This window comes from Glycomyces sp. NPDC046736 (assembly GCF_040645615.1).
In the GTDB taxonomy this organism is placed as follows: domain Bacteria; phylum Actinomycetota; class Actinomycetes; order Mycobacteriales; family Micromonosporaceae; genus Glycomyces.
Genome location: NZ_JBEYYO010000001.1, coordinates 220,978 through 243,788 on the forward strand (window position 1 = coordinate 220,978; position 22,811 = coordinate 243,788).

General features: G+C 71.1%; 23 protein-coding genes and 1 tRNA gene. 13 read left to right on the plus strand and 11 right to left on the minus strand.

Going from position 1 to position 22,811, the window contains the following annotated elements:
- Positions 1-159: 159 nt before the first annotated feature.
- Complete coding sequence (locus AB0B28_RS01000; RefSeq protein ID WP_360114349.1) at positions 160-1,599, plus strand: MFS transporter; 1,440 nt, start codon at positions 160-162, stop codon at positions 1,597-1,599.
- 51 nt (positions 1,600-1,650) lie between these two features.
- Here AB0B28_RS01000 and AB0B28_RS01005 read toward each other — a convergent pair whose 3' ends face one another.
- The 4 genes from AB0B28_RS01005 to AB0B28_RS01020 form a co-directional block, all read right to left on the minus strand.
- A complete protein-coding gene (locus tag AB0B28_RS01005; RefSeq protein ID WP_360114352.1) occupies positions 1,651-2,190 on the minus strand; it encodes an RNA 2'-phosphotransferase in 540 nt (179 codons plus the stop codon).
- 2 nt (positions 2,191-2,192) lie between these two features.
- Entirely contained in the window at positions 2,193-2,627 is a 435-nt protein-coding gene (locus AB0B28_RS01010; protein WP_360114355.1) for a hypothetical protein, read from the minus strand.
- A 98-nt stretch (positions 2,628-2,725) separates the two neighbouring features.
- Positions 2,726-3,625, minus strand: coding sequence for a hypothetical protein (locus AB0B28_RS01015; RefSeq protein ID WP_360114358.1), 900 nt, complete (start codon positions 3,623-3,625; stop codon positions 2,726-2,728).
- Positions 3,622-4,623, minus strand: a complete 1,002-nt coding sequence (locus AB0B28_RS01020) for an SPFH domain-containing protein (RefSeq protein ID WP_360114361.1) — start codon at positions 4,621-4,623, stop codon at positions 3,622-3,624. Before AB0B28_RS01020 ends, AB0B28_RS01015 begins: the two co-directional genes overlap by 4 nt.
- 67 nt (positions 4,624-4,690) lie before the next feature.
- Between AB0B28_RS01020 and AB0B28_RS01025 the strand changes: the two genes are divergently transcribed.
- Positions 4,691-5,362: an NUDIX domain-containing protein gene (locus AB0B28_RS01025; RefSeq protein WP_360114364.1), complete on the plus strand. Its 672-nt coding sequence runs from the start codon at positions 4,691-4,693 to the stop codon at positions 5,360-5,362.
- A 70-nt stretch (positions 5,363-5,432) separates the two neighbouring features.
- Here the strand turns inward: AB0B28_RS01025 and AB0B28_RS01030 are convergent, their stop codons facing one another.
- Positions 5,433-6,908: an MFS transporter gene (locus tag AB0B28_RS01030; protein WP_360114367.1), complete on the minus strand. Its 1,476-nt coding sequence runs from the start codon at positions 6,906-6,908 to the stop codon at positions 5,433-5,435.
- A 134-nt stretch (positions 6,909-7,042) separates the two neighbouring features.
- On the opposite strand from AB0B28_RS01030, the gene AB0B28_RS01035 reads away from it, so the two are divergent.
- Positions 7,043-9,706, plus strand: coding sequence for a BTAD domain-containing putative transcriptional regulator (locus AB0B28_RS01035; protein WP_360114370.1), 2,664 nt, complete (start codon positions 7,043-7,045; stop codon positions 9,704-9,706).
- Between the two features lie 9 nt (positions 9,707-9,715).
- Here AB0B28_RS01035 and AB0B28_RS01040 read toward each other — a convergent pair whose 3' ends face one another.
- A complete protein-coding gene (locus AB0B28_RS01040; protein ID WP_360114373.1) occupies positions 9,716-10,183 on the minus strand; it encodes a MarR family transcriptional regulator in 468 nt (155 codons plus the stop codon).
- Between the two features lie 31 nt (positions 10,184-10,214).
- Between AB0B28_RS01040 and AB0B28_RS01045 the strand changes: the two genes are divergently transcribed.
- A complete protein-coding gene (locus tag AB0B28_RS01045; RefSeq protein ID WP_360114376.1) occupies positions 10,215-11,300 on the plus strand; it encodes a bifunctional NAD(P)H-dependent oxidoreductase/GNAT family N-acetyltransferase in 1,086 nt (361 codons plus the stop codon).
- Between the two features lies 1 nt (position 11,301).
- Here AB0B28_RS01045 and rpsN read toward each other — a convergent pair whose 3' ends face one another.
- From rpsN to rpmB, 3 genes are read right to left on the minus strand one after another with little or no spacing between them, the layout of a single operon-like run.
- Positions 11,302-11,607 carry a 30S ribosomal protein S14 gene (gene rpsN, locus AB0B28_RS01050; RefSeq protein WP_360114379.1) on the minus strand — a complete coding sequence of 102 codons (306 nt, stop codon included), beginning with the start codon at positions 11,605-11,607 and terminating at the stop codon, positions 11,302-11,304.
- Positions 11,607-11,777, minus strand: a complete 171-nt coding sequence (gene rpmG / locus AB0B28_RS01055; protein ID WP_360114382.1) for a 50S ribosomal protein L33 — start codon at positions 11,775-11,777, stop codon at positions 11,607-11,609. Before rpmG ends, rpsN begins: the two co-directional genes overlap by 1 nt.
- Positions 11,777-12,013 (minus strand): 50S ribosomal protein L28, encoded by a 237-nt coding sequence (gene rpmB, locus AB0B28_RS01060; RefSeq protein WP_360114385.1) that lies wholly within the window; start codon positions 12,011-12,013, stop codon positions 11,777-11,779. The genes rpmG and rpmB overlap by 1 nt, the downstream gene beginning before the upstream one ends.
- Before the next feature lie 63 nt (positions 12,014-12,076).
- On the opposite strand from rpmB, the gene AB0B28_RS01065 reads away from it, so the two are divergent.
- From AB0B28_RS01065 to AB0B28_RS01085, 5 genes are read left to right on the plus strand one after another with little or no spacing between them, the layout of a single operon-like run.
- Positions 12,077-13,333 carry a GTP-binding protein gene (locus AB0B28_RS01065; RefSeq protein WP_360114388.1) on the plus strand — a complete coding sequence of 419 codons (1,257 nt, stop codon included), beginning with the start codon at positions 12,077-12,079 and terminating at the stop codon, positions 13,331-13,333.
- On the plus strand, positions 13,330-13,584 hold the full coding sequence (locus tag AB0B28_RS01070) for a type B 50S ribosomal protein L31 (RefSeq protein ID WP_360114391.1): 255 nt from the start codon (positions 13,330-13,332) through the stop codon (positions 13,582-13,584). The genes AB0B28_RS01065 and AB0B28_RS01070 overlap by 4 nt, the downstream gene beginning before the upstream one ends.
- A 38-nt stretch (positions 13,585-13,622) precedes the next feature.
- Positions 13,623-14,123 (plus strand): hypothetical protein, encoded by a 501-nt coding sequence (locus AB0B28_RS01075; protein WP_360114394.1) that lies wholly within the window; start codon positions 13,623-13,625, stop codon positions 14,121-14,123.
- Positions 14,124-14,162: 39 nt separating this feature from the next.
- Positions 14,163-15,101 (plus strand): EamA family transporter, encoded by a 939-nt coding sequence (locus AB0B28_RS01080; RefSeq protein ID WP_360114397.1) that lies wholly within the window; start codon positions 14,163-14,165, stop codon positions 15,099-15,101.
- Positions 15,098-15,295 (plus strand): DUF1737 domain-containing protein, encoded by a 198-nt coding sequence (locus tag AB0B28_RS01085; RefSeq protein ID WP_360114400.1) that lies wholly within the window; start codon positions 15,098-15,100, stop codon positions 15,293-15,295. The genes AB0B28_RS01080 and AB0B28_RS01085 overlap by 4 nt, the downstream gene beginning before the upstream one ends.
- Before the next feature lie 39 nt (positions 15,296-15,334).
- On the opposite strand, the gene AB0B28_RS01090 is transcribed toward AB0B28_RS01085, so the two are convergent.
- Together AB0B28_RS01090 and AB0B28_RS01095 are read right to left on the minus strand one after the other, a co-directional pair.
- Positions 15,335-15,928, minus strand: a complete 594-nt coding sequence (locus tag AB0B28_RS01090; RefSeq protein WP_360114403.1) for an N-acetyltransferase — start codon at positions 15,926-15,928, stop codon at positions 15,335-15,337.
- Between the two features lie 98 nt (positions 15,929-16,026).
- Positions 16,027-16,100, minus strand: a tRNA-Leu gene (locus AB0B28_RS01095).
- A 198-nt stretch (positions 16,101-16,298) separates the two neighbouring features.
- Between AB0B28_RS01095 and AB0B28_RS01100 the strand changes: the two genes are divergently transcribed.
- From AB0B28_RS01100 to coaE, 4 genes are all read left to right on the plus strand, one after another.
- Positions 16,299-16,916, plus strand: coding sequence for a response regulator (locus tag AB0B28_RS01100; RefSeq protein WP_360114406.1), 618 nt, complete (start codon positions 16,299-16,301; stop codon positions 16,914-16,916).
- Between the two features lie 108 nt (positions 16,917-17,024).
- A complete protein-coding gene (polA, locus tag AB0B28_RS01105) occupies positions 17,025-19,724 on the plus strand; it encodes a DNA polymerase I (RefSeq protein WP_360114408.1) in 2,700 nt (899 codons plus the stop codon).
- Positions 19,725-19,998: 274 nt separating this feature from the next.
- Positions 19,999-21,501 carry a 30S ribosomal protein S1 gene (rpsA, locus tag AB0B28_RS01110; RefSeq protein ID WP_360114411.1) on the plus strand — a complete coding sequence of 501 codons (1,503 nt, stop codon included), beginning with the start codon at positions 19,999-20,001 and terminating at the stop codon, positions 21,499-21,501.
- A gap of 73 nt (positions 21,502-21,574) precedes the next feature.
- Positions 21,575-22,765, plus strand: coding sequence for a dephospho-CoA kinase (gene coaE / locus AB0B28_RS01115; protein ID WP_360114414.1), 1,191 nt, complete (start codon positions 21,575-21,577; stop codon positions 22,763-22,765).
- The last annotated feature ends 46 nt before the right edge of the window (positions 22,766-22,811 follow it).

The following is a 22,811-nucleotide window of genomic DNA, read 5'->3' on the forward strand; positions in this document are numbered from 1 at the left end:
CTGTGCCTCAAATCACTCCAGGCCCGCACCGGTGCTGACCTGGACAGGAACATCCATGTCACCCCCGGCACAGGAAAGTGCCTTCTTACGGATCGCTCCATTGGAACACATGATGGCTCCAGGAACAAATCGTTCCCCATGAAATCCAAGGAGCCCCGAATGTCCGCCGAAGCCGATCTCCGCCGCCGCTGGCTGGCCGTGGCGGTCCTGGCCGCCGCCCAGGTCATGATCATCCTCGACCAGAACATCGTCACCGTGGCCCTCCCGGCCATCCGCGAGGACCTCGGCTTCTCGCAGTCCCAGCTCGTGTGGACCGTCAACGCCTACGTGATCCCCTTCGGCGGCCTGCTCCTCCTCGCCGGACGCCTCGGCGACCTCATCAGCCGCAAGAAGGTCTTCCTCGCCGGACTGGCCCTGTTCACCATCGCCTCAGCCGCCGTGGGCTTCGCCGACACGCAGGCGCTCCTCCTGGGCGCCCGCTTCGTCCAAGGCGTCGGCGGCGCCGTCGCCTCCGCCGGACTCCTCGGCATGATCGTCATGCTCCTGCCCGAACCCGACCAGCAGGCCAAGGGCATCGGCGCGTTCGGCTTCGCCTCCGCCGGGGGCGGCGCGCTCGGCAGCGTCATCGGCGGCGTCCTCACCGAAGCCGTCGGCTGGGAGGCCATTTTCTTCATCAACCTCCCCATCGGCCTCGCCGTGGCCCTCCTCGCCTGGCGACTGCTGGAGAACGACCGCGGCATCGGCCTCGCGGCCGGAGCCGACATCCTCGGCGCGGTCCTGGTCACCGGCGGCATCATGCTCGCCGTCTACACCCTCATCGAGATCGAGCACCACGGCTGGAACTCCCCGAGCACCCTCGGCACCGGCCTCGCCGCCGCCGCGCTCCTCGCCGGATTCCTGCTGCGCCAGGCCAAGGCCGCCGCACCGCTCGTCCCACTGCGGATCCTGCTTTCCCGCACCGTGGCCGGAGCCAACCTCGCCCAAGCCCTCATGGTCGGCGCGGCCTTCGGATTCATGTACTTCACGGTGCTCTACCTCCAGCAGGTTCTCGACTTCGCGCCGATGGCCGCAGGCCTCGCGTTCCTGCCCGCGCCCCTGGTCATCGCCGCCGTCTCCATGTGGGTCGCGCCCCGGCTCCTCGCCCGCTTCGCGCCCCGCGCGCTCGCCATCACCGGCCTCGCGATCATGGTCGTCGGCTTCGTCCTCTTCGCCCAGATGCGCGCCGACGGCTCCTACCTCGTCGACGTCCTGCCCGGCATGATCACCACCCCGCTCGGCTTCGGCCTCACCATGCCCGCCCTCATGACCCTCGGCATGGCCGGTTCCAAACCCGAGGACGCCGGGGTCACGTCCGGCCTGTTCAACACCGCCCAGCAGGTCGGCGGCGCGGTCGGCCTCGCCGTCCTCAGCACCGCCGTCTCCTCCCGCACCGCCTCGCTCCTCGACGGCGGCGCGGCCCAGGCCGAAGCCCTCGCGGGCGGCTTCCGCGTCGGCTACGGCATCGCCGCCGGGTTCGTGGCGCTGGCGCTGGTCATCGCCGTGACGGTGATGCGCTCTCGCGCCGAGTCGGCCGAACCGGCGCCGGTCCCGGTGGCCTGACAGCAGAGAAGGGCCGCCGTCCGATGCCGGACGGCGGCCCTTCTCGCGTGCTCAGTCGTCGGCGATCGCCCAAGCGGGCACGTGCGCGGTGAGCCAGACCCCGTTCTCCGACACGAAGAACCGGTGGCCGCGCTCGGCCATCGCGGCCGCGTCGACCGCGAGCACCACCGGCTTCCCCCGCCGCGAACCCACCCGCACGGCGGTCTCGCGGTCGGGGGAGAGGTGGACGTCGTGGCGGGACATGGGTTTGAGGCCCTCCTCGCGGATCGCGGCGAGGAAGCGCCCCGTGGTCCCGTGGTAGAGCACCGCGGGCGGATCGGACGGGGTGAGATCGAGGTCCACCTTTACCGAGTGGCCCTGGTTGGCGCGGATGCGGCCGTCGCGCAACGCGAACCGCCGCTTGTCGTTCCCGGCCACGATCGCGTCCAGCTCCTCGCGGGAGATCGCCATGCCGTGGCGGGCGGCGGCCGCCAGCAGCTCGTCGACCCCGGTCCAGCCCTGGGCGTCGAGCTCGATGCCGATCCGGGCCGGGTCGTGCCTGAGATGGCGGGACAGGAACTTCGAGGCCCGCACCAGGTGCCGCTCGTCCACGATTACCGCGGCTGCTGCGGGGCCTGCTGCTGGGCCGTGACGACCTGGATCAGCCGGGCCTTGTCCCCGGCGTTCGAGCCCGTGAGCCACACTCGCTTCTGCTTCCCGCTGGGCAGGACGCGCACGATTTTATTGCCGTCGAACCACAGGCGCTCGCCCTTCGGTGCGCCGTAGGTCCTCACCACCGGCCCGAGCAGGGCGTGCATGCGAAAGGTGCCGGTCGCGGGCTCGTAGCTGCAAATCGGCTTGGAGAACGAGAGGATGCCGATGAGCAGGAACAGCGGCCCTAGGAAGAGGTTCACGTTGACCAGGGAAGTGCCGGCGAGCAGGGCGATGATCACGGTGGCGAGGATCAGCGAGCCGAGTACGACGACCGTGATCGAGTAACCGGTGCTGTAGCGGACCTTGATCTCGGTCTCGGCGGGCGGGGGATACATGGGCGACTCCAAAGGGCGGAAAAGGGGGTCTTCAAGGGTCTGAGCAGCCTATCAGCGCCCCGCCACACCAGGCACAATGAGCACACCGGCGCCGCAGTTCAGCCCGGGACCACCAGATGGAGCCGCTGCTGGGCCAGACCGAACACCACCTGCTGGCCCCACGTGACGGTGAGGCGGTCGGCCTCGACGCCGTCGGCGAAGACCACCAGCCGCTCGCTCTCGCATACCATCCGCAGCTCCTGGCCCGCCTCCAGTCTGCCCGCCGTCAGCGTCGCCCCCGTCGAAGGCGAGGGCCACGCCTCCCGCACGAACCACGACAGCGCGGGCTCCTCCGGCCCCGGCAGCGCGCCTTTCCAACCCCGATCGGCCGCAATGGAAGCCGTCCACCCGGTGGCCCCGGTCCCGGTGCCCACGAGCACCCCCGACGAGGACTGCCGCTCCTGGCGTCCACTTGCGTCGAAGAGCCGGTACCGCGCCGACTGGTGCGTGGCGTGACCCGCGTACACCTCGTTGAGCCCGGCCAGCTCCTGCCCGTCGTCGAGCCGCGCGGTGACCATCGCGAGCCGCCGCACCGGAGCGGCCCCACCGGCCGCGGCCTTGAGCACCGAGCCGATCCCATTGGCGCCGAACCGCATCAGGACCCCTCGGCCCGGCTCGGGGTCGACCCCGACCACCGGCTGCCCGGACAGGTACTTCGCCAGGTTCGCCACGAGCCCGTCCTGGCCCACCGCGACCACCAGGTCCTCGGGCCCGAACAGGAACCTCGGCAGGTCCTCCCGGTCCACGCGGCCCCGGCGCCAGTCGGCCGGGACCGCGGCGTCCACCGCGGTCAACGCCTGCTGCAACGCCTCGTGCCGGGCGGACACCTCGTCCAGGTCCCGCCCGCGCTCGCGCAGGAAGTGCTCGGCCGCCGGGCGGGTCCCGTGCCGCACCAGCAGTTCGTCGAGTTCGCTGCGGCGGCTGACCACCACCACTCGCGGGGCGAGTGTCGCGCTCATCGCGGTCCTTCGCCGAGCCGGGCCAGCGCGCCGGTGAGCAGGTCCGGGGTGACCGTGAGCTGGCCGATCTCGGGCAGCTGCCCGGCGAGTTCGCGCAGCGCCAGCGCCTGGAGCACCGCCGTGGGCACCGTCTGGTAGGCCGCCATGCGGGCCGCCTCGGCCTCGCCTTCGGCCGCGCCGACCGCCCGCACCCGGTCGGCCTGGGCCGCCGCGAGCGTGCGCTCCTTCTCCGCCTCGCCTTGCGCGGCAGCGAGTCCGGCCGCGGCGGCCAGTTCGGCCGTGCGCCTGTCGTTGGCGCCCTTCTGCTCCACGAGCTGCTGTGCGCGCCTGGCGAGTTCGATCTTGTTCTGGAGCTCGTTCTCGGCGATCGCGCGCTCCTGCTCGACGGCCTGGGCGCGCCGCGCGTACGTGGCCTTGTCCGCGTCCTGCTGCACCGCTTCGCGAGTGGGGGTCTGGAGCGAGCGTTCGAGCTCGGGTTCGGGCCGCACCGAGACCACGCGGGCGCTGACCACCGCGACCCCGATGTCGGCGAGCCTGGCGTCCTCCGACAGCGCCGCTGCCACGTCCTCGCGCAGCCTCGGCACGGCCGAGGTGAGGGCGTCGGCGAGCGGGATCCCGGCGAGGAGGTCGAGCGCGGGCTGCTGCGCGAGTTCGGTGAGGAGGGTCGCGACCTGGTCGAGCGGCCGGGCGCGGGCCTGGCCGCGGTAGGGGTCGATCGAGAAGTCGAGCCTGGTGGCGGCCAGCGCGGGGTCGGCGATCCGGTAGGTCACGGTGGCCTGCACGGTGACGTCGGCGAAGTCGGCGGTGCGGGCGTGGAACAGCAGGGGCAGTTCGCGGTCGTCGATCGGCACCTCCGAGATCACGGCGGTGAGCGGGCGGTACCAGAACGACTGGCCGGTGCCCTCCTTGCGGGCGCGGCCGCGCTCTCCGAAGTGGACCCAGACGGTGGGGGTGCCGCGAAGGTGGCGCAGGAACAGCAGTCTCGTCACATCGGCCATGAGGGGCCTCCTTTTCTCGTCATCTTGACGATAAACCGCGTGCTACCTTATCGTCAAGGTGGTGATAATGACTCATCCGGTGTTCGCGGTCACGGTCGACCTGGTGGTCCTCACGGTCAGGGACGGTGAGCTGCACGCGCTCCTGGTGCGGCGCGGCATCGAGCCGCAGCTGGGCGAATGGGCCCTGCCCGGCGGTTTCGTCCACGCCGACGAGGACCTGCCCGCCGCCGCGCGGCGCGAGCTCGCCGAGGAGACCGGGCTCGACGCTCCGGGCGGCCATCTCGAACAGCTCGCCAGTTACGGTGCGCCCGAACGCGATCCGCGCGGCCGCGTTGTCACCGTGGCCTACCTCGCGCTCCTGCCCGACCTGCCCGTCCCGGTCGCCGGCACCGACGCGTCCGCCGCCGAGTGGGCCCCGGCAGGCCGTCGCGGCCTCGCGTTCGACCACGACCGCATCCTCGCCGACGGCGTCGAACGCGCCCGCTCCAAACTGGAGTACACCCCCCTGGCCACCGCGTTCTGCCCGCCCGAGTTCACGATCGCCACCCTCCGCGGCGTCTACGAAGCGGTCTGGGGCACCCGCATCGACCCCCGCAACTTCCACCGCAAGGTCACCGGCGCCACCGGCTTCGTCGAACCCACCGAAACGCTGACCGACGGCGACCCAGGCCGCCCCGCCCGGCTCTTCCACCGCGGCACCGCGACCCACCTCAACCCCCCGATCCTCCGCCCCCACTGACCCGCCTCCCACGCATGGACGGCGTAAGCGGCGGCCCCGGGCCGAAACGCATCGACCCGGACACCGCCGCTCACGACCCAAGTCCTAACGCGACCGCCGTGGACTCCTCGACCGGAGCCGCTTCGCTCGCGACCGCCCTGCGCCGCATCGCGGTCAACGCGATCACGACCGCCGCCACCGCCAGCAACACCGCCGCCGCGAACGCCAACCGGAAGCCCTGCACCGCCGCGTCCGGTCCCGCCGCGCCGCCGTCGAGCGCGGCCGACTCGCCCCACACCGCCACCGACGACAGCAGCGCCACCCCGATCGGCGAGCCGATCATGAACGTCGACTCCTTGACGCCCGAGGCCGCGCCCGCGTCGGCGGCGGGCACCCCGGCCAGCGCCGCGATCGAAGCCGCCACGATCCCCACCCCGAACGCCAGCCCGATCACCAGCACCGGCACGAGCACCGTCGACACCAGACCCGAGTCCGGCGTGACGCGCAGCAGCAGCGCCACCGCAACGCCGATCGCCCCGGCCCCGGCCGCCGCCATGGATCCCAGCGAGAACCGGTTCACCAGGCGCTGACCGAGCTGTGCCCCGATGACGCTGGTCGCCGCCGGTGCCAGCATGAGCAGCCCGAAACCGGTCGCGGAGTAGCCGAGCAGGCCCTGCACGTACAGCGTCACCACGAACCAGGTGCCGTTGATGGCCATGCCCATGAGCAGCAGCACCAGGTTCCCGCCCGACAGCACTGGGTTCGCGAACAGTCGCAGCGGCACCAGCGGCGTGGCCGCGCGCCGTTCGATGAGCACGAACGCCACTGCGGCTATCACGAACGCCGCCAACGAGATCAGCACCGTCGGGTGGCCCCAGCCGGTCTCGGGCACCGCCGAAATGCCGTACACGAGCGCCGCGAGCCCGCCAGTGGCGGTGACCGCGCCGCCGACGTCGAAGCCGCGTCCGCTCGAGGCCGCGCCGTCGCGGTCGAGCACCCGCAGCACCGCCGCGAACACGATCACGCCCACGGGAATGTTGATGAAGAAGATCCAGCCCCAGCCGGGGCCGTCGATGAGCGGACCGCCGAGTACGAACCCGGCGATCCCGCCGAGCCCGCCCACGCTGGCCCACATGCCGAGGGCCTTGTTGCGCACCGGGCCCTCGGCGAAACTGACCATGAGGATCGAGAGCGCGGCGGGCATCACCAGCGCCGCCCCCACGCCCTGCGCGATCCGCGCGGCCACCAGGACCTCGGCGGTCCAGGCGATCCCGCACAGCCACGAGGTCACGGTGAACAGCCCGAGCCCGGTCAGGAACACGCGGCGGCGTCCGAACCGGTCGGCGAGCCGCCCGCCGAGCATCGTCAGCCCTCCCAGGGCGAGCGTGTATCCGGTCACCACCCATTGCAGCCCGGCCGGACTGAAGCCCAGGTCGGTCCGCATCGACGGCAACGCGGTGATGACGGTGGCGGTGTCGACCACCACCAGGAAGGCGACGCTGCTCAGCAGGCCCAGCACGGTCCACTGCCGGGCCGTCAGCCTCGGTTTCATGTCTTCGGTGTTCATGGCGTTCCAATCCTCGATCCGGGTGTCGACGCCCACGGTGCCGAGGAGGGGTTACGGCATCGTTCCGGTCGGGTGCCGCCGCGTTCCGGTCCGCGCCGGTGGCCCGACACCGGATCGGTCGCTAGCGTTGCCCCATGCGTTTCGGAGTGCTGGGCCCGGTGACCGTGTGGGACGCGACCGGCCGGGCCCTCGACGTCCCCGGCGTCAAGGTCCGCGCCGCCCTGGCGGTGCTGCTCGTACACCGCGGGCAGGTCGTCTCGGCCGACCGACTCATCGCGGCCCTGTGGGGCGACGACGCGCCGCAAAACGCCCCGACCGTGCTGCGCTCCAAGGTCTCGCAACTGCGCCGAGTGCTGACCGAGGCCGGTTTCGACGCCCGCGCCGTGCTCGACTGGCGGCCCCCGGGCTACGTGCTCGACGTCCCGGCCGACCTCGTGGACGCCGAACGCTTCGCCGCCACCGGAGATCTGGAGCTGTGGCGCGGCGAGGCCTACGGCGAATTCCGCGACCACCGCTTCGCCCGCGCTGCGGTGGCCGAACTCGACGAGCTGCGCCTGGCGGCCACCGAGACGCACGCCCGCGAACGCGTCGAGGTCGACGCCGCGGCCGTCGCGGGGGAGCTGGCCGCGCTCGCTTGGCGACACCCGCTGCGCGAGAGTCTGCACGCGGTGTGGATGCGCGCGCTCGCCCGCGCGGGTCGCCCGAGCGAGGCCCTGGCAGTGCACGCTGCGCTGGCTGCGCGCCTTCGCGACGCGTTCGGGACCGACCCCGGGCCCGAGGTCGCGGCCGTCCACGTCGAACTCCTGCGGCCCGCCGAACCGGTCGCGCCCGCTCCGGTCGCGCCGCTGCCCGACCCGGTGGCCGAGCTCGTAGGCCGCGCCGAACCGCTCCGCGAGCTCAGGAAGCTCCTGGCCGCCCACCGACTCGTCACGGTCACCGGCCCCGGCGGCGTCGGCAAGACCCGCCTGGCCCTGGAGGCCGCACACGGCACCGACGAGACCGACGGCGCGGCGTTCGTCGACCTCTCAGGGCTCCCTGCGGGGACCGACGCGGCGGCCGTCACCGCCGCAGTCGCGGCCCAGCTCGGCGTGCGCGACGACCCGGCCTCCGGCGCGAGCCGCAATCTCGGTGCGCGCCTTGACGAGCGGCTCGGGTCCTGGCTGATGGAACGCCGCATGCTCCTCGTCCTCGACAACTGCGAGCACCTCACCGCCGCCGCGCGAGCCCTGGTCCGGCGGCTCCTGTCCTGGTCCAAGGGGCTCCGCGTGGTCGCCACCAGCCGCGAGGCGCTGCGGCTGCCCGAGGAGCACCTCCTCGCGCTCGACTCGTTGCCCGCGCCCCCAGCGGGCACCCCGTTCGCGGTGTTCGACTTGGAGCGCTACAGCGCGGTGAAACTGCTCGTCGACCGCGCCGCCGCCGCGGGCGCCCGCATCGGCGACACCCCTGACGAGATGCGCTCCGCCGCGGCGATCGCCCGCCGCCTCGACGGCCTGCCGCTCGCGCTCGAACTGGCCGCAGCGCGCCTCCCGGCCTTCGGCCTCGACGCGCTCGAACGCCGCCTTGACGACCGGTTCCGGCTGCTGCGCACCGCCCCCGGCGGCGTTCCCGAACGCCACGCCACACTCGAAGCGGTCATCGCCTGGAGCTGGGACCAACTGCCCGAACCCGAACGCCTGCTCCTGGCCCGCATGGCCATCGCCCCCGGCGGCCTCACCCTCGACGCGGCCGAGGCCTGCTGCGGCGGCGATGGTGTCGACGTGCTCGTCGCACTGCCCCGCCTGGTCGAGCAGTCCCTGCTCACCGTCGCCCACACCCCCGACGGGCCGCGCTACCGAATGCTCGAATCGGTGGCCGCGTTCGCCCGCGACCGCCTCGCCGAATCCGGAGGCACCGCCAAGGCCGCCGACCGCCACGCCGCGCATTTCCTCGCCCTGGCAGCCGATCTCGACCCCGAACTACGAGGCTCCGGGCAGCGCCGCGCGCTCGACGTGCTCCGCTCCGAAGCGGACAACCTCCGCGCCGCGCTCCGCCACCACAGCGGCGTGGAGGCCGCCGACCGGCTCGTCTGGTTCTGGATCCTCACCGGCCGCCTCACTGAAGCCGAACGCGAACTCTCGCGGCTGATCGCTACGGCGGCACCGTCACCGGAACGCACCCGCGCCGAAACCTGGGCCTCCGCGCTTCGCATGCGCCTGGACCCCAAGCGGATCGCACCCATGCCCACAGTGGTCGAATCCCGCGCCGACTGGTTCCTGCTGCTCACCCACCTCGCCGCCCGAACCCCGATCGCCGAACCGCCGCGATCCCACGGCGACCCCTGGCTTGAAGCGGCCCTGGAGTTCACGCGCGCCCTCCGCGCCTGGAACCTGGGCGACCTCGAAACGGCCGCGCTCGCGGCCGCGCGCAGTCGCGACGCGTTCGACGACCTCGGCGACGCTTGGGGCGCACTGCAAACCCTCGACCTCCTCAGCCGAGCCGCGGACGCCAGGGGCGGCGACGGCGCCACGCTCGACGCTGAAGCGCTCCGAGTCGCCGAAGACCTCGGTCTGACCAGCGACCTGTCCCGCATCCTGTCGCGCCTGGGCCGCCGGGCCCTGCGCGAACGCGACTTCGATACGGCCGCGGCGCATTACCGGCGCGCACGCGACCTCGCCGCCGAGCAGTGCGACGCGATGGTCTACGACGAGGCCGAAGCCGGGCTCCGTGCGGTGAGCGAACGGAACCCTTTGCCGCCAGAGGTCGACTTCAAGCCCCCGGCGTGCGCGGCTGACCCCGGCCTGGGACCCGTAGGCGCGTGAGCATCCCTGTCAGTCGGTTTCGATGCCCAATCGGGTCGCAATTGCTTCGAGGGCTGCGAGGTCTTCGGGGGCCAGACGGTCGATGAAGTGGTCTCGCACCGATTCGAGGTGGGTCGGGGCCGCGGATTCGAGGGTTTTCATTCCCTTGTCGGTGAGGGTGAGCAGGCAGCCTCTGCCGTCGGTGGGGTCGGGGGCTCGGTGGAGGAGGCCTCGGGATTCCATGCGGGTGGCGTGGCGGGAGAGGCGGCTTTTGGACCAGGCCATCTTGTCGGCCTGCTCGCCGAGGGTGCTGGTGCGGCCGGGGCGTTCGGAGAGGGTGCTGAGGACTTCGTAGTCGGCTTCGGAGAGCCCGATCGCGGCGAGGTCGCGCGCGGTGCCGGTCTGGACGGCGACCATGATGCGGCGGAAGGCCCGCCAGGCGCGCTCTTCGTCGGGGTTCAACCAGCGGACGGCCCTCGGCGAGGGAGTCGTTGACATGTAATCAACGTAGCATGTAGCATTCGTTTCCATGTCAACGAAAAAACTTCGCGTCATCGTCTTGACCGCCAGCACCCGCCCCGGCGCGCTCGGTCCCGCCGTGTCCCGCTGGTTGACCGACGCGGTCGCAGCGCGCGCAGCGGAGCTCGACGTCGAACTCGTCCCGCTCGCCCTCGGCGACCTGAACCTGCCGTTCCTGGACGAGGAGGAGCATCCCTCCTCAGGGCTCTACCGCCACGAGCACACCCGTCGCTGGAGCACCATCGTGGACGCGGCGGACGGGTTCATCGCCCTCACGCCCGAGTACAACTACGGCATGCCCGCGACCTTGAAGAACGCGCTCGACTACCTCAGCGCCGAGTGGGCCTGGAAGCCGATCGGCTTCGTCAGCTACGGCAACACCTCGGCTGGCACCCGCGCGGTGCAGCACGCCAAGCAGGTCGTGACCACCCTGCGCATGGTGCCCCTCGGGGCCACCGTCGCCATCCGCATAGGCGACGCGGTCGAGGAGGGGCACCTGCGCCCGGACCCGGCCCGCGACGCGGCGGCCATAGCGGTGCTCGATGAGTTGGTCCGGGTCGCGAACGCGTTGCGTCCCATGCGCGAACGTGCCCGGCCCGGCAGCGGGCCCGGCCCGATTCCGGGCTCCTACATCCGGACCCTGACCCCTGACGACGCCCCGGAGGTGACCGTCCTCCAGCGCGGCTGCTGGGTCGAAGAGGCGATCGTCAACGGTTCCTTGGACATCCCGGCGCTGCACGAGTCGGTGGACGAGGTCCGCGAGTGGCTCGCGGCGTGGCACACCACCGGCCTGTGGCTCGACGGCCGCCTGCTCGGCATGGTGCGGACCCGCCGCGTCGAGGACGCCTGGGACATCGGCCGCCTCGCCGTGGTCCCCGACCAGCGCGGCAGGGGCCTGGGCCGGTGGCTGCTCCGCGCCGCCGAAGCGGCCGCCGAGCCCGGCTGTGGCCGCATCCTCTTGTTCACCGGCGCGAAGAGCCTCCAGAACATCGCTCTCTATGAGAGCGAGGGCTTCCGGATCTCCACTGCCGCGGCTCCCGAAGGGGCCGTCAGCCTTGTCAAGGACGCGCGGCTTCTCGCCGAGGTCGGCGACTGACCTACCAGGAGGCCTTGCGCACCCCGGGCAGTTCCCCGCGGTGCGCCATCTCCCGGAGCCGCACCCGCGAGAGCCCGAACTTCCGGTTGAAACCTCTCGGGCGGCCGTCCACGGCGTCGCGGTTCCGCAGCCGGGCCGCCGACGAGTCCCGTGGTAGCCGCTGGAGCCGCACCACGGCCGCGGCCCGCGCCTGCGGATCGGTTCCGGGGGCGGCGATGAGGCGCTTGAGCTCCGCCCGCCGCTCCCGGTAACGGTCGGCCAATGCCTTTCGCTTGCGCTGCTTGGCGATCGCGCTCTTCTTGGCCATTACCGCTCCTCTCTGAACTCGACGTGCCGCCGCGCGATCGGGTCGTATTTGCGCAGGACCATCCGGTCGGGGTGGTTCCTGCGGTTCTTCCTGGTGACGTACGTGTAGCCGGTCCCCGCGGTCGACCGCAGCTTCACCACCGGCCGAACGTCGGTGCTCTTCGAGGCCATCAGACCTTCCTTCCCCTCGCTCGCATCCGCGCCACCACGGCTTCGACCCCGTCGCGGTCCACGATCTTGATCCCCTTGGTCGACAACCGGAGCCGCACATGCCGCCCTTCGCTCGCCAGGAAATACCGCTTCGTCTGCAAGTTCACGTTCCACCGCCTGCGGGTCTTCTTTTTCGACCACGGCACGTTGTTGCCGAATCCGGGTCCGGCCCCGGTCACATCGCATGTTCTGGGCACTGTCGCCCTCCTTTCGAGTCTCATATTATAATGACAATCGTTTTCAATAAGAACGGAGGTCCCATGTCCCGACTCGCCCAGCCCGGAGCCGCGCCGCCGCAGGCCGACCTGCGCCCCGCGCTGACCCTCATGACCGGCTTCGCACCCGACGCGACCGACGCGGCCGCCGACCTGCTCACCAGCGCCGACCCGACGCTCCTGGTCGTCGGCTACGACCTCGGCGCCCTCGCCGACGAGGGCACCGTCCGCCGCACCGTGCGCGACGGCAGCGGCCTCATCGAGGACGAGCGCACCGCCCTCGAGCACGGCTGCCTCTCCTGCACCGTCCGCGAAGACCTCATCCCGGCACTCGTGCGCCTCGCCCGCACCAGGCCGGCGAGCGACCTCGTGCTGGTCCTCCCGCCCAACATGGAACCGGAGACCGTGGCCGCGGCCTGCTCGTGGACCCACCACGACGGCGCGCCCGTCACCGACGCAGTCCGCATCGACTCCGTCGTCGCCGTCTGCGACCCGGCGAGCCTGCTGGCCACCCTCGACTCCGACCAGGACCTCGCCGACCGCGACCTCCACGCCGCCGACGACGACGCCCGCTCCGTGGCCGACACCGCCGCCCGCCAGATCGAATACGCCGACACCGTCCTCCTCTGGGCCCCGGGCCTGGACCCCGACTTCGAACACGCCCGCCTCGCGGTCCTGCTCCAGCGGCTCAACCCCTGGGCCCGCCACCTCGTGGTCGACGAGGCCGAACCCGCGTGGCTCTCCACCCGCCTGCGCCGCAGCGGCCGCTTCGACCCCGACGGGCCCGAGCCCTACGGCCGCGGCCTGGAGGGCTACGCCGTCGGATGCCATGAGCCCGAACCGGACTGCGGCGTCGTCGCCGCCCTCTACCGCGCCCGCCGCCCCTTCCACCCCGGCCGCTTCCACCGCGCGCTCTCGACCATCACCGAACGCACCCTCCGCGGCCGCGGCCACCTCTGGCTCGCCTCCCAACCCGACGCGATCGTGGCCTGGGAGTCGAGCGGCGGCGGCGTCTCCATGGGCGAACTCGGGCGCTGGCTCGCGGCCACCCCCGACGAGGAGTGGGACGACTCCAGCCCCGAACGCCGCGTCAACGCCGACCTGCACTGGGACCCCGACTACGGCGACCGGGAGATCCAGCTCGCGTTCGTGGGCCTGCACTTCGCGGCCGACGAGCTCACGGCCCTCCTCGACGCCTGCCTCCTCACCGACGCCGAGGCCGCGCAGGGCCGCGCGCGGTGGCGCGAGTACGAGGACCCGTTCGCCGGTTGTTTCGAAGTCAACGAAGGGAATCCGAAATGAAGCAGGGCATCCATCCGAAGTACGACTACGTGGTCTTCCGCGACCGGGGGGCGGATTTCTCGTTCCTGACCCGGTCCACGGCCACGTCGGCTGAGACCGTGGAATGGGAGGACGGGCGCGCCTATCCGGTGATCGACGTGCAGATCTCTTCGGCCTCGCACCCGTTCTGGACCGGCAAGAGCCGCGTTCTCGACGACGAAGGCCGCGTCGCCAAGTTCTACAAGAAGTACGGCCAGAAGTCAGAGGCCTGACTTCGGGGGAGCGGCGCCGGATCGGACACAATCGAGGCATGACCGGCGCCTTCCTCCACCCCGACCTGCGCTCCGCCGTCGCCGGGGCCCTCGCCGCCGAAGTCGGCGCGCGACTCACCGACATCTACCTCCCCGACGGCCGGGCTCCCGACGACCTGTGGGCCATCGGCCGCGCACCCGACGACCGCACCCCGGGCAATCGCTTCCGCGACGTCGCCCGCCACGTCCGCGTCCAGGGCCGCCGCGCGCTCTACATCGCGGCCGACGGCACCCGCACGGCCCTGAACCTTCCCCGAGGCGCCCTTGCCGCGCACCGCGAACCGCTGGTGCCGCGCTCGGCAGCCGTCGTCTGGTCGCAGTTCCCGGCCCCGGACACCCGCGTCTACGTCCCGGTCTCGGGCACCTTCGACCTCGGCGGCATGGCCGACATGGTGGTCGTCTCGGGCAACGTGGTCTACCGCCTCACCGTCGACGTCGGCCCCCGCGCCCTCAAGCGGTTCGTCCCCGACGTCTCCCGCGGCTTCGACGCCGGTCCCTGAGGCGGGCGGTCGGGGCGTTTCGCGAGCTAGCGTGATCCCATGCTGCTCATCGGAATCGCGCTCGGCGTGGTGTACCTCGTGTGGGGTTCGACCTATCTCGGGATCGGGGTCATGGTCGAGGACATGCCGCCACTCGTGGCCGCCGGGACGCGGTTCCTCGCTGCCGGGATCCTCCTCGGCGCGATCCTCTCGCTGCGCGGCGGGTGGCGGCGCCTCAAGGTCGACCGCGTCCAGTTCTGGTCCAGCGCGCTCCTGGGCCTTCTCCTGCCGGTCCTCGGCCAGGGCGCGGTCACCGCCGCCGAGAGCGGCGGAGCCCCTTCAGGCCTGACGGCCCTGCTCGTGGCGGCCGTCCCGCTGTGGGTCCTGCTCTACCGCAGGCTCTCGGGCGAACGCCCCTCCCGCGCCGCCGTCGCCGGGGCCGCCGTCGGCTTCCTCGGCCTCGCCGGGCTCCTGGCCTCCAACGGCCTCACCGGCGACTTCCCGTTCTGGACCATCGCCCTGGTCGCGTTCTCCTCCGTCTCCTGGGCGTTCGGCTCCTGGTTCCAGTCCCGCCTCCGCCTGCCCCGCGACCCGTTCGTGACCGCGGTCTACCAGATGCTCACCGGCGGAGCGCTCCTCACCGCCACGGGCCTGCTCGCCGGGGAGCGCATCGAACCCTCGACCTACGCCGCGAGCTCCTGGATCGCCTGGACCTACCTCGTGGTCTTCGGCTCCGTAGTGGCCTTCTCCGCGTACGTGTGGCTCCTCCACTCCGCTCCGGTCTCCCTGGTCGCGACCTACGCCTACGTCAACCCCCTGGTCGCGGTCCTCCTGGGCTGGCTCATCCTCGACGAGGCCGTCACCGTCCCGATCGTCGCCGGAGGCGCCGCCGTCCTCCTCGCCGTCGCAGTGGTCCTCAGAGCCGAACGCCCCAGACCGCCCACTACCGTTCCCACACAAGGCGACAACTCCGAGCTGACCCAGAAAGGACCACGATGAGCACCCCGCCAGACGGACTGCCCCGCTACCGAGTCTTGACCGGACCGGACGACGAGGCGTTCTGCCGACGCGTGAGCGAGGCGCTGGACCTCGGCTACCGGCTGCATGAAGGCCCCTCGGTCACGTTCAACGGCGCCCGCGTCATTGTGGCGCAGGCGCTGCTCTGGCCCGCTGATGAAGTGCCCGCGAGGTAGCCGCGCCGACAGCCGATCCGATGCGGAGACGTCCAGGGCCTACCCGTAGGCGAGGTAGCGGCCCGGCTTTCCGGGCTCCTCGACCGTGAAGCGCAGTTCGAGGTCGGTTCGAGCGATGAGCGCGACCTGCTGTGTGAACAGTTCGCTGGTCATGAACAGGTGCCCGTCGAGCCGCCAGTCCCGGGCCAGCCACTCCCCGAGCGTGTCGAGCAGGCCCCGGTCGAAGGCCGTGCCGAGCAGGGGCCTGCGGACCCAGTAGTAGATCGCCGCCTGGTAGTCGTCCCAGCGGTGCCCGCCTGCCGGAGTGATGGTCGCGGCCTTGAACGCGCGAGTGTCGGTCGGCATGAAGTAGACGCAGCCGAGGCACTCGGTCCCGGCCGGGTCGGTCACGGTATAGGTGAACGCCCGGCCCTCGGCATGGCGCTCCTCCAGCATGACCAGGTCCTCCCGGTTGGCGGCGACCGTGAAGTCCTCCGCCGGCCAGCCCGTCTGCTCCCAGCCGAGCAGGTACTCCCGACTCTCCATCACCGCCGCGTAGTCCATCTCGGCATCGGCGGCCGTGATCGGGCGAAGCACGAAGCCGTCCCCGGCCAGACCGCTCGGAACCTCCTGGGACGCAAGGTCGAAGGCCATGGCTTCCTCCCGAATCGTCGGCGAATCCCCAACGAGCGCATAGCACCCGAGAACATCAAAACCCGCACAGGCGCCAGACGCTGTGCGGGTTGGTGACGTAGCCCGGGTGGGATTCGAACCCACACTGTACGGGTTTTGAATCCGTCTTCTCTGCCAGTTGGAATACCGGGCCGTGGCCGGGCCGCTGGGGCCTGGTCGGTGCATATGGTACCCCTGGGGCGAGGCGGCCGATGTTTGGGCCCTGCCGTCCGAAACGCTCGGCATAGGCAGGTGCGGACGCAGTCGGCTGCGGCTAAGCTAGCGTCCTGGTGTGCCTGTTTCGCCGCACGCCCTACCTACCGTCCAGACGCGTATGAAAGGTACGGACCGCATGACGAGCAAGGCCGCCGAGGAGCCGCGCAAGCGCGTGCTCATCGCCGAAGACGAGGGGCTCATCCGCCTCGACCTGGCCGAGATGCTCACCGAGGAAGGCTATGAGGTCGTAGCCGAGGCCGCCGACGGCGAAGCCGCCGTCCGCCTCGCCCAAGAGCACCAGCCCGACCTGGTGATCTGCGATATCCAGATGCCGATCATGGACGGACTCCAGGCAGCCGAGAAGATCGTGTCCGCGCGCATCGCGCCGGTCGTGATCCTCACCGCCTTCAGCCAGCGCGACCTCATCGCCAGGGCCCAGTCGGCCGGGGCCATGGCGTACCTCGTCAAGCCCTTCCAGAAGTCCGACCTCGTGCCCGCCATCGAGCTCTCGCTCACGCGCTTCGCCGAGATGACCGCCCTGGAGAACGAGGTCGCGAACCTCACCGAGCGGCTCGAGGTCCGCAAGCTCGTGGACCGCGCCAAGGGCCTGCTCATGACCCAGTACGGGATGCCCGAGCCGGACGCGTTCCGCTGGATCCAGCGCGCCGCGATGGACCACCGCCTCTCAATGCGCGCCGTCGCCGAGCGCGTCATCGCCGAAGCGGAGCAGAAGGAAGCCCAGGAAGCCGAATAGGCGAACCCGGTACTCGAACGGCCCGCGGCCCCCAGGCCGCGGGCCGTTCCGCGTCCCCGGGCCACGCCGTCCCCGGGTTTGTCACACGCACTCGATAGGCTCGGGGGCGTGACCGCTTCCGAATCGCGCCTGCTCCTGATCGACGGCCATTCCATGGCCTTCCGCGCCTTCTTCGCGCTTCCCGCCGAGAAGTTCGCCACCGACGACGGCCAAGTCACGAACGCCGTCTACGGCTTCGCGTCGATGCTCATCAACCTGCTCAAGGCCGAGGAGCCCTCGCACGTCGCGGTCGCCTTCGACGTCTCCCGCCGCTCCTTCCGCACCGAGGAGTACGCCGCCTACAAGGACGGCCGCGGCGAGACCCCCGAGGAGTTCAAGGGCCAGATCCCGATCATCCAGGAACTCCTCGACGCGTTCGGGATCCCTTGGCTCACCAAGGAGAACTACGAGGCCGACGACATCATCGCCACCCTCGCCACCCGGGCCGAGGCCGCCGGGCTCGCGACCCTCATCTCCTCGGGGGACCGGGACGCGATCCAGCTCGTCAACGACTCGGTGACCCTCCTCTACCCGGTCAAGGGCGTCACCGAACTCGCCCGCTACAACCCGGCCGCCGTGGAGGAGAAGTACGGCGTCACCCCCGAGCGCTACCGGGACCTCGCCGCGCTGGTGGGGGAGAAGGCCGATAACCTCCCCGGCGTCCCCGGCGTGGGCCCCAAGACCGCCGCCAAGTGGATCGCCAAGTACGGCTCGATCGACGGCCTGGTCGCCAAGGCCGACGAGCTCACCGGCAAGGCCGGGCAGAGCCTGCGCGACCACCTCGACGACGTGCTGCGCAACCACCGCCTCAACAACCTCGTGCGCGACCTCGAACTCGACCGCGACGTGCCCGACCTCGCCTGGGAGGGCTGGTCGGTCGCCGAGACCAACCGCCTCTTCGACGCCCTCCAGTTCCGCGCCCTCGGCGAGCGCCTCAACGCAGGCCTCGCCCAGAAGGCCGTCGGCGCGGTGGCCGCTCCCGCCGCCGAGGTCGCCAACGTCGAAGCCGCCGCGCTCGTCCCAGGCGGCCTGGCCGCCTGGCTCGACGCCCACACCGGTGACGTGGCGCTCGCGTTCTCGGGCACCTTCCTCTCCGGCGCGGGCTCCTTCGACTCGATCGCGCTCGCCGAAGGCGGCGAGGCGCTCTGGTTCGAGCCCGCGCAGCTCGACGCCGTGGACGAGCGGGCCTGGGCCGACTGGCTCGCCGACCCCGCCCGCGGCAAGATCGTGCACGACGCGAAGGCGTTCCTGTGGGGCGCCGACGCCGCGGGCTGGCCCGAGGTCGCCGGCCTCAAGGCCGACACGGTGATCGCGGCCTACCTCCTCAAGCCCGAGCAGCGCTCGTACGCGCTCGGCGACCTCGCGATGCAGTTCCTGGGCCGCGAGCTCGACACCCCTGAGTCGCCCGCCGACGACGGCGCTCTGGTGGGCCTGGACGCGGCCATGTCCGACCGCTCCTCGCGCCTGGAGTCCGACGCGGCCGCCGCCGCGGCCATCGGGGAGCTCGCCGTCGAGCAGGCCCATCGCCTGAAGCAGCGCGAGCAGCTGCGCCTGGCCGACGAGATGGAGTACCCGCTGGTCGGGGTCCTGGCCCGCATGGAGATCCTGGGGATCGCCGCCGATGAAGGGCACTTCGCCGACATCGAGGCCTCGTTCGCCGCGCAGTCCAAGGAGGCCACCGACCGCGCCCACGAGATCGTGGGCCGCCCGTTCAACGTCGGCTCGCCCAAGCAGCTCCAGGAGATCCTCTTCGACGAGCTGGGGATGCCCAAGACCAAGCGCACCAAGACCGGGTATACCACGAACGCCGAGGCGCTCGGGCAGCTGTTCGCCAAGACCGGGCACCCGCTGCTGGAGCAACTGCTGCGCTTCCGCGACGTGGAGAAGCTCAAGCAGATCGTGGCCACGCTGCGGGCCACGATCCAGACCGACGGGCGCATCCACACCACGTTCCACCAGACCGTGGCCGCCACCGGCCGCCTCTCGTCCTCGGACCCGAACCTCCAGAACATCCCGGTCCGCTCCGAGGCCGGGCGCGACATCCGCGCCGGGTTCGTCGTCTCCGAGGGCTACGAGTCGCTCATGACGATCGACTACAGCCAGATCGAGATGCGCATCATGGCCAGCCTGACCGGCGACGAGGGCCTGATCGACGCGTTCGTCCAAGGCGAGGACATCCACCGGGCCGTGGCCGCGAAGGTCTTCTCCGTGGCCCCCGGCGAGGTCACCGCCGAGCACCGCCGCAAGATCAAGGCCATGTCCTACGGCCTGGCCTACGGCCTGTCCACCTACGGGCTCAGCCAGCAGCTGGCGATCTCCACCGAAGAGGCCCAGCAGCTCTCGAACGACTACTTCGACCGCTTCGGGAAGGTCCGCGACTACCTGCACCGGGTGGTCGAGGAGGCCCGCAAGACCGGCTACACCGAGACCATCATGGGCCGCCGCCGGTACTTCCCCGACCTCACCTCCGACAACCGCCAGCGCCGCGAGATGGCCGAGCGGGCCGCGCTCAACGCCCCCATCCAGGGCAGCGCCGCCGACATCATGAAGACCGCGATGCTCGGCGTCGACCGCGCCCTGCGCGAGTCCGGGCTCGCCTCGCGGGTCCTGCTCCAGGTCCACGACGAACTCGTCTGCGAGGTCGCGCCCGGCGAGGCCGACCGGCTCGAAGCGCTCGTGCGCGAGCAGATGTCGGGCGCCGCGCGGCTCGACGTGCCGCTCACCGTCTCGGCCGGGTTCGGCGACTCCTGGGAAGCGGCCGCGCACTGACCGTGCGCGATCTCACCTCCGGGCCCGCCCCCCGCGGCGCGGGCCCGGCGGCCGCCCCCTCGTCCGGTGTCGGTGGACACGAGGTCCGGCCCGGACTGGCGCGGGATTATCGCGCACGGTAATCTGGACTGGCCTGGGCATGTCCGCGTCCTCAGAATGGAGCAGGACGCATGCCAGCGGCGAAGGCGGCCCGGGAACGAACTGCGAGTATTCGCGTCTTGCGAGGGCGCGGGTGCGAGCCCACGATTCTTACGTATCCGGAGCACCAGCCCACATGACGAGCAGCATCGAGGCCACCTCGAGCAACGCTGAGAACAGCACGGTCGAAGAGACTTTTTCGGACGAGGAACTCCTCGCCGCGATCGACGCGACCATCAAATACTTCAATGACGGCGATATCGTCGAAGGTACCGTCGTCAAGGTCGATCGGGATGAAGTCCTGCTCGACATCGGCTACAAGACCGAGGGCGTCATCCCCTCGCGCGAGCTGTCGATCAAGCACGACGTGGATCCCGAAGACGTCGTCTCTGTGGGCGACCACGTCGAGGCCCTCGTCCTCCAGAAGGAGGACAAGGAAGGCCGTCTGATCCTCTCGAAGAAGCGCGCCCAGTACGAGCGCGCCTGGGGCACCATCGAGAAGATCAAGGAAGAGGACGGCGTCGTCCGCGGCTCGGTCATCGAAGTGGTCAAGGGCGGTCTCATCCTCGACATCGGCCTGCGCGGCTTCCTGCCCGCGTCGCTGGTCGAGATGCGTCGTGTGCGCGACCTCCAGCCGTACGTGGGCCGTGAGCTCGAAGCCAAGATCATCGAGCTCGACAAGAACCGCAACAACGTGGTCCTGTCGCGTCGCGCCTGGCTGGAGCAGACCCAGTCCGAGGTCCGCACCGAGTTCCTGCACCAGCTGGCGAAGGGCCAGGTCCGCAAGGGCACGGTCTCCTCGATCGTCAACTTCGGCGCGTTCGTCGACCTCGGTGGGGTCGACGGCCTGGTCCACGTCTCCGAGCTGTCTTGGAAGCACATCGACCACCCGTCCGAGGTCGTCGAGGTCGGTCAGCCGGTCGAGGTCGAGGTCCTCGAGGTGGACCTGGACCGCGAGCGCGTCTCCCTGTCGCTGAAGGCGACCCAGGAAGACCCGTGGCGCCAGTTCGCCCGCACCCACGCGATCGGTCAGATCGTGCCGGGCAAGGTCACCAAGCTCGTCCCCTTCGGCGCGTTCGTGCGCGTCGAGGACGGCATCGAGGGCCTGGTGCACATCTCTGAGCTGGCCGAGCGCCACGTGGAGGTGCCCGAGCAGGTCGTCAAGGTCGGCTCCGACGCCATGGTCAAGGTCATCGACATCGACCTGGACCGCCGCCGGATCTCGCTCTCGCTCAAGCAGGCCAACGAGGCCTTCGTCGAGAACGAGGAGCAGTTCGACCCGACGCTGTACGGCATGGCCGCGCAGTACGACGACCAGGGCAACTACATCTACCCGGACGGTTTCGACTCCGAGACCGGCGAGTGGATGGAGGGCTTCGACGAGGCCCGCGAGGAGTGGGAGCGGCAGTACGCCGAGGCCCGCACCCGCTGGGAGGAGCACGGCAAGCAGATCGCCGAGCGCGTCATCACCGAGGCTCCCGCCAAGCCCGCCGAGGGCGAAGCCGCCCCCAAGGGCGACAAGGGCGGGGCCAAGAAGACGACCTCCGAGTCGAAGAAGTCCGCGCCGGCCGAGCCCCAGGGCACGCTGGCCACTGACGAGGCGCTCGCGGCTCTGCGCGAGAAGCTCGCCGGAAACTAAACCTGTCACTCTTTAAACTGACAGACCACTGCCCGTCCCAGGCCGTTCGCCTGGGGCGGGTAGTGTTTTATCTGTGCTTAAAGTCGCATTGACCGGTGGCATCGGAGCCGGTAAGAGCACGGTCGCAGCGAAGCTGTCAGAGCTCGGGGCGAGCGTCATCGACGCTGACGCCCTGTCCCGCGAGGTGGTGGCCCCTGATACCGAGGGCCTCGCCGCGGTGGTCTCCCGCTTCGGTCCCGTAGTGCTCACCGCAGACGGCTCGCTCGACCGCGCCGCGCTCGCATCGCTCGTCTTCGACTCGGCCCCCGCGCGGGCCGAACTGGAGGCGATCGTGCACCCGCGCGTCCGAGCCCGTGCCCGAGAGATCACCGAGAACCTGCCCGAGGACGCCATAGTCGTCCAAGACATCCCGCTCCTGGCCGAGACCGGCCAGGCGCCCGGATTCCATCTCAACATCGCCGTCGAGGCCCCGCGCGAGCTGCGGCTCGAACGGCTCGCCGCGCGCGGCCTGTCCCGCGAGGACGCCCTGCGCCGCATCGACGCCCAGGCCTCCGACGCCGAGCGGCGCGAGGTCTGCGACCTCGTCCTCGACAACCGGGACGACCTCCACGAACTCGAACGCCACGTGGCGATGCTGTGGAAGGAACGCATCCTCCCGTTCGCCGAGAACCTGCGCCTGGAGCGGGCCGAGATCCGGCCCGAGAAACTCCAGTTCGTCGAGTCCGACCCGGCCTGGCCGCACCGCTTCGAGCACCTGGCCGCGCGCCTGCGCCGCGTCATGGGCCCCAGCGCCGTCCGCATCGACCACGTCGGCTCCACGGCCGTGGCCGGGCTCCCCGCGAAGGACGTCATCGACATCCAGGTCACCGTGGTGTCCCTGCACATCGTGGACGCGTTCGCCGAGGCGCTCGGCGACGCCGGGTTCTTCGGGCGCATCCTGTTCGACTCGCCCAAACCCGAGTACCCGAACGTGGACGACTGGGAGAAGCGCTTCTATGGCTACGCCGACCCCGGCAACATCGCCCAGATCCACTTCCGCTCGATCGACAGCCCCGGACAGCGGTTCGCGCTGATGTTCCGCGACTGGCTGCGCGCCGATGCGGCCGCCCGCGCCGACTACGCCCAGGCCAAGGGCGTGCTCGCCGCGAAGGCCGACTCGGCGACCGACTACGCCGAACGCAAGGAGCCCTGGTTCGACCACGAGGGCTGGCCCCGCGCGAACCGCTGGGCCGCCGAGACGAACTGGCACGCGCCGGTCTGCTGACAGAGACGGGCGGGGCCCGGCCGAATCGGCCGGGCCCCGCACCGTC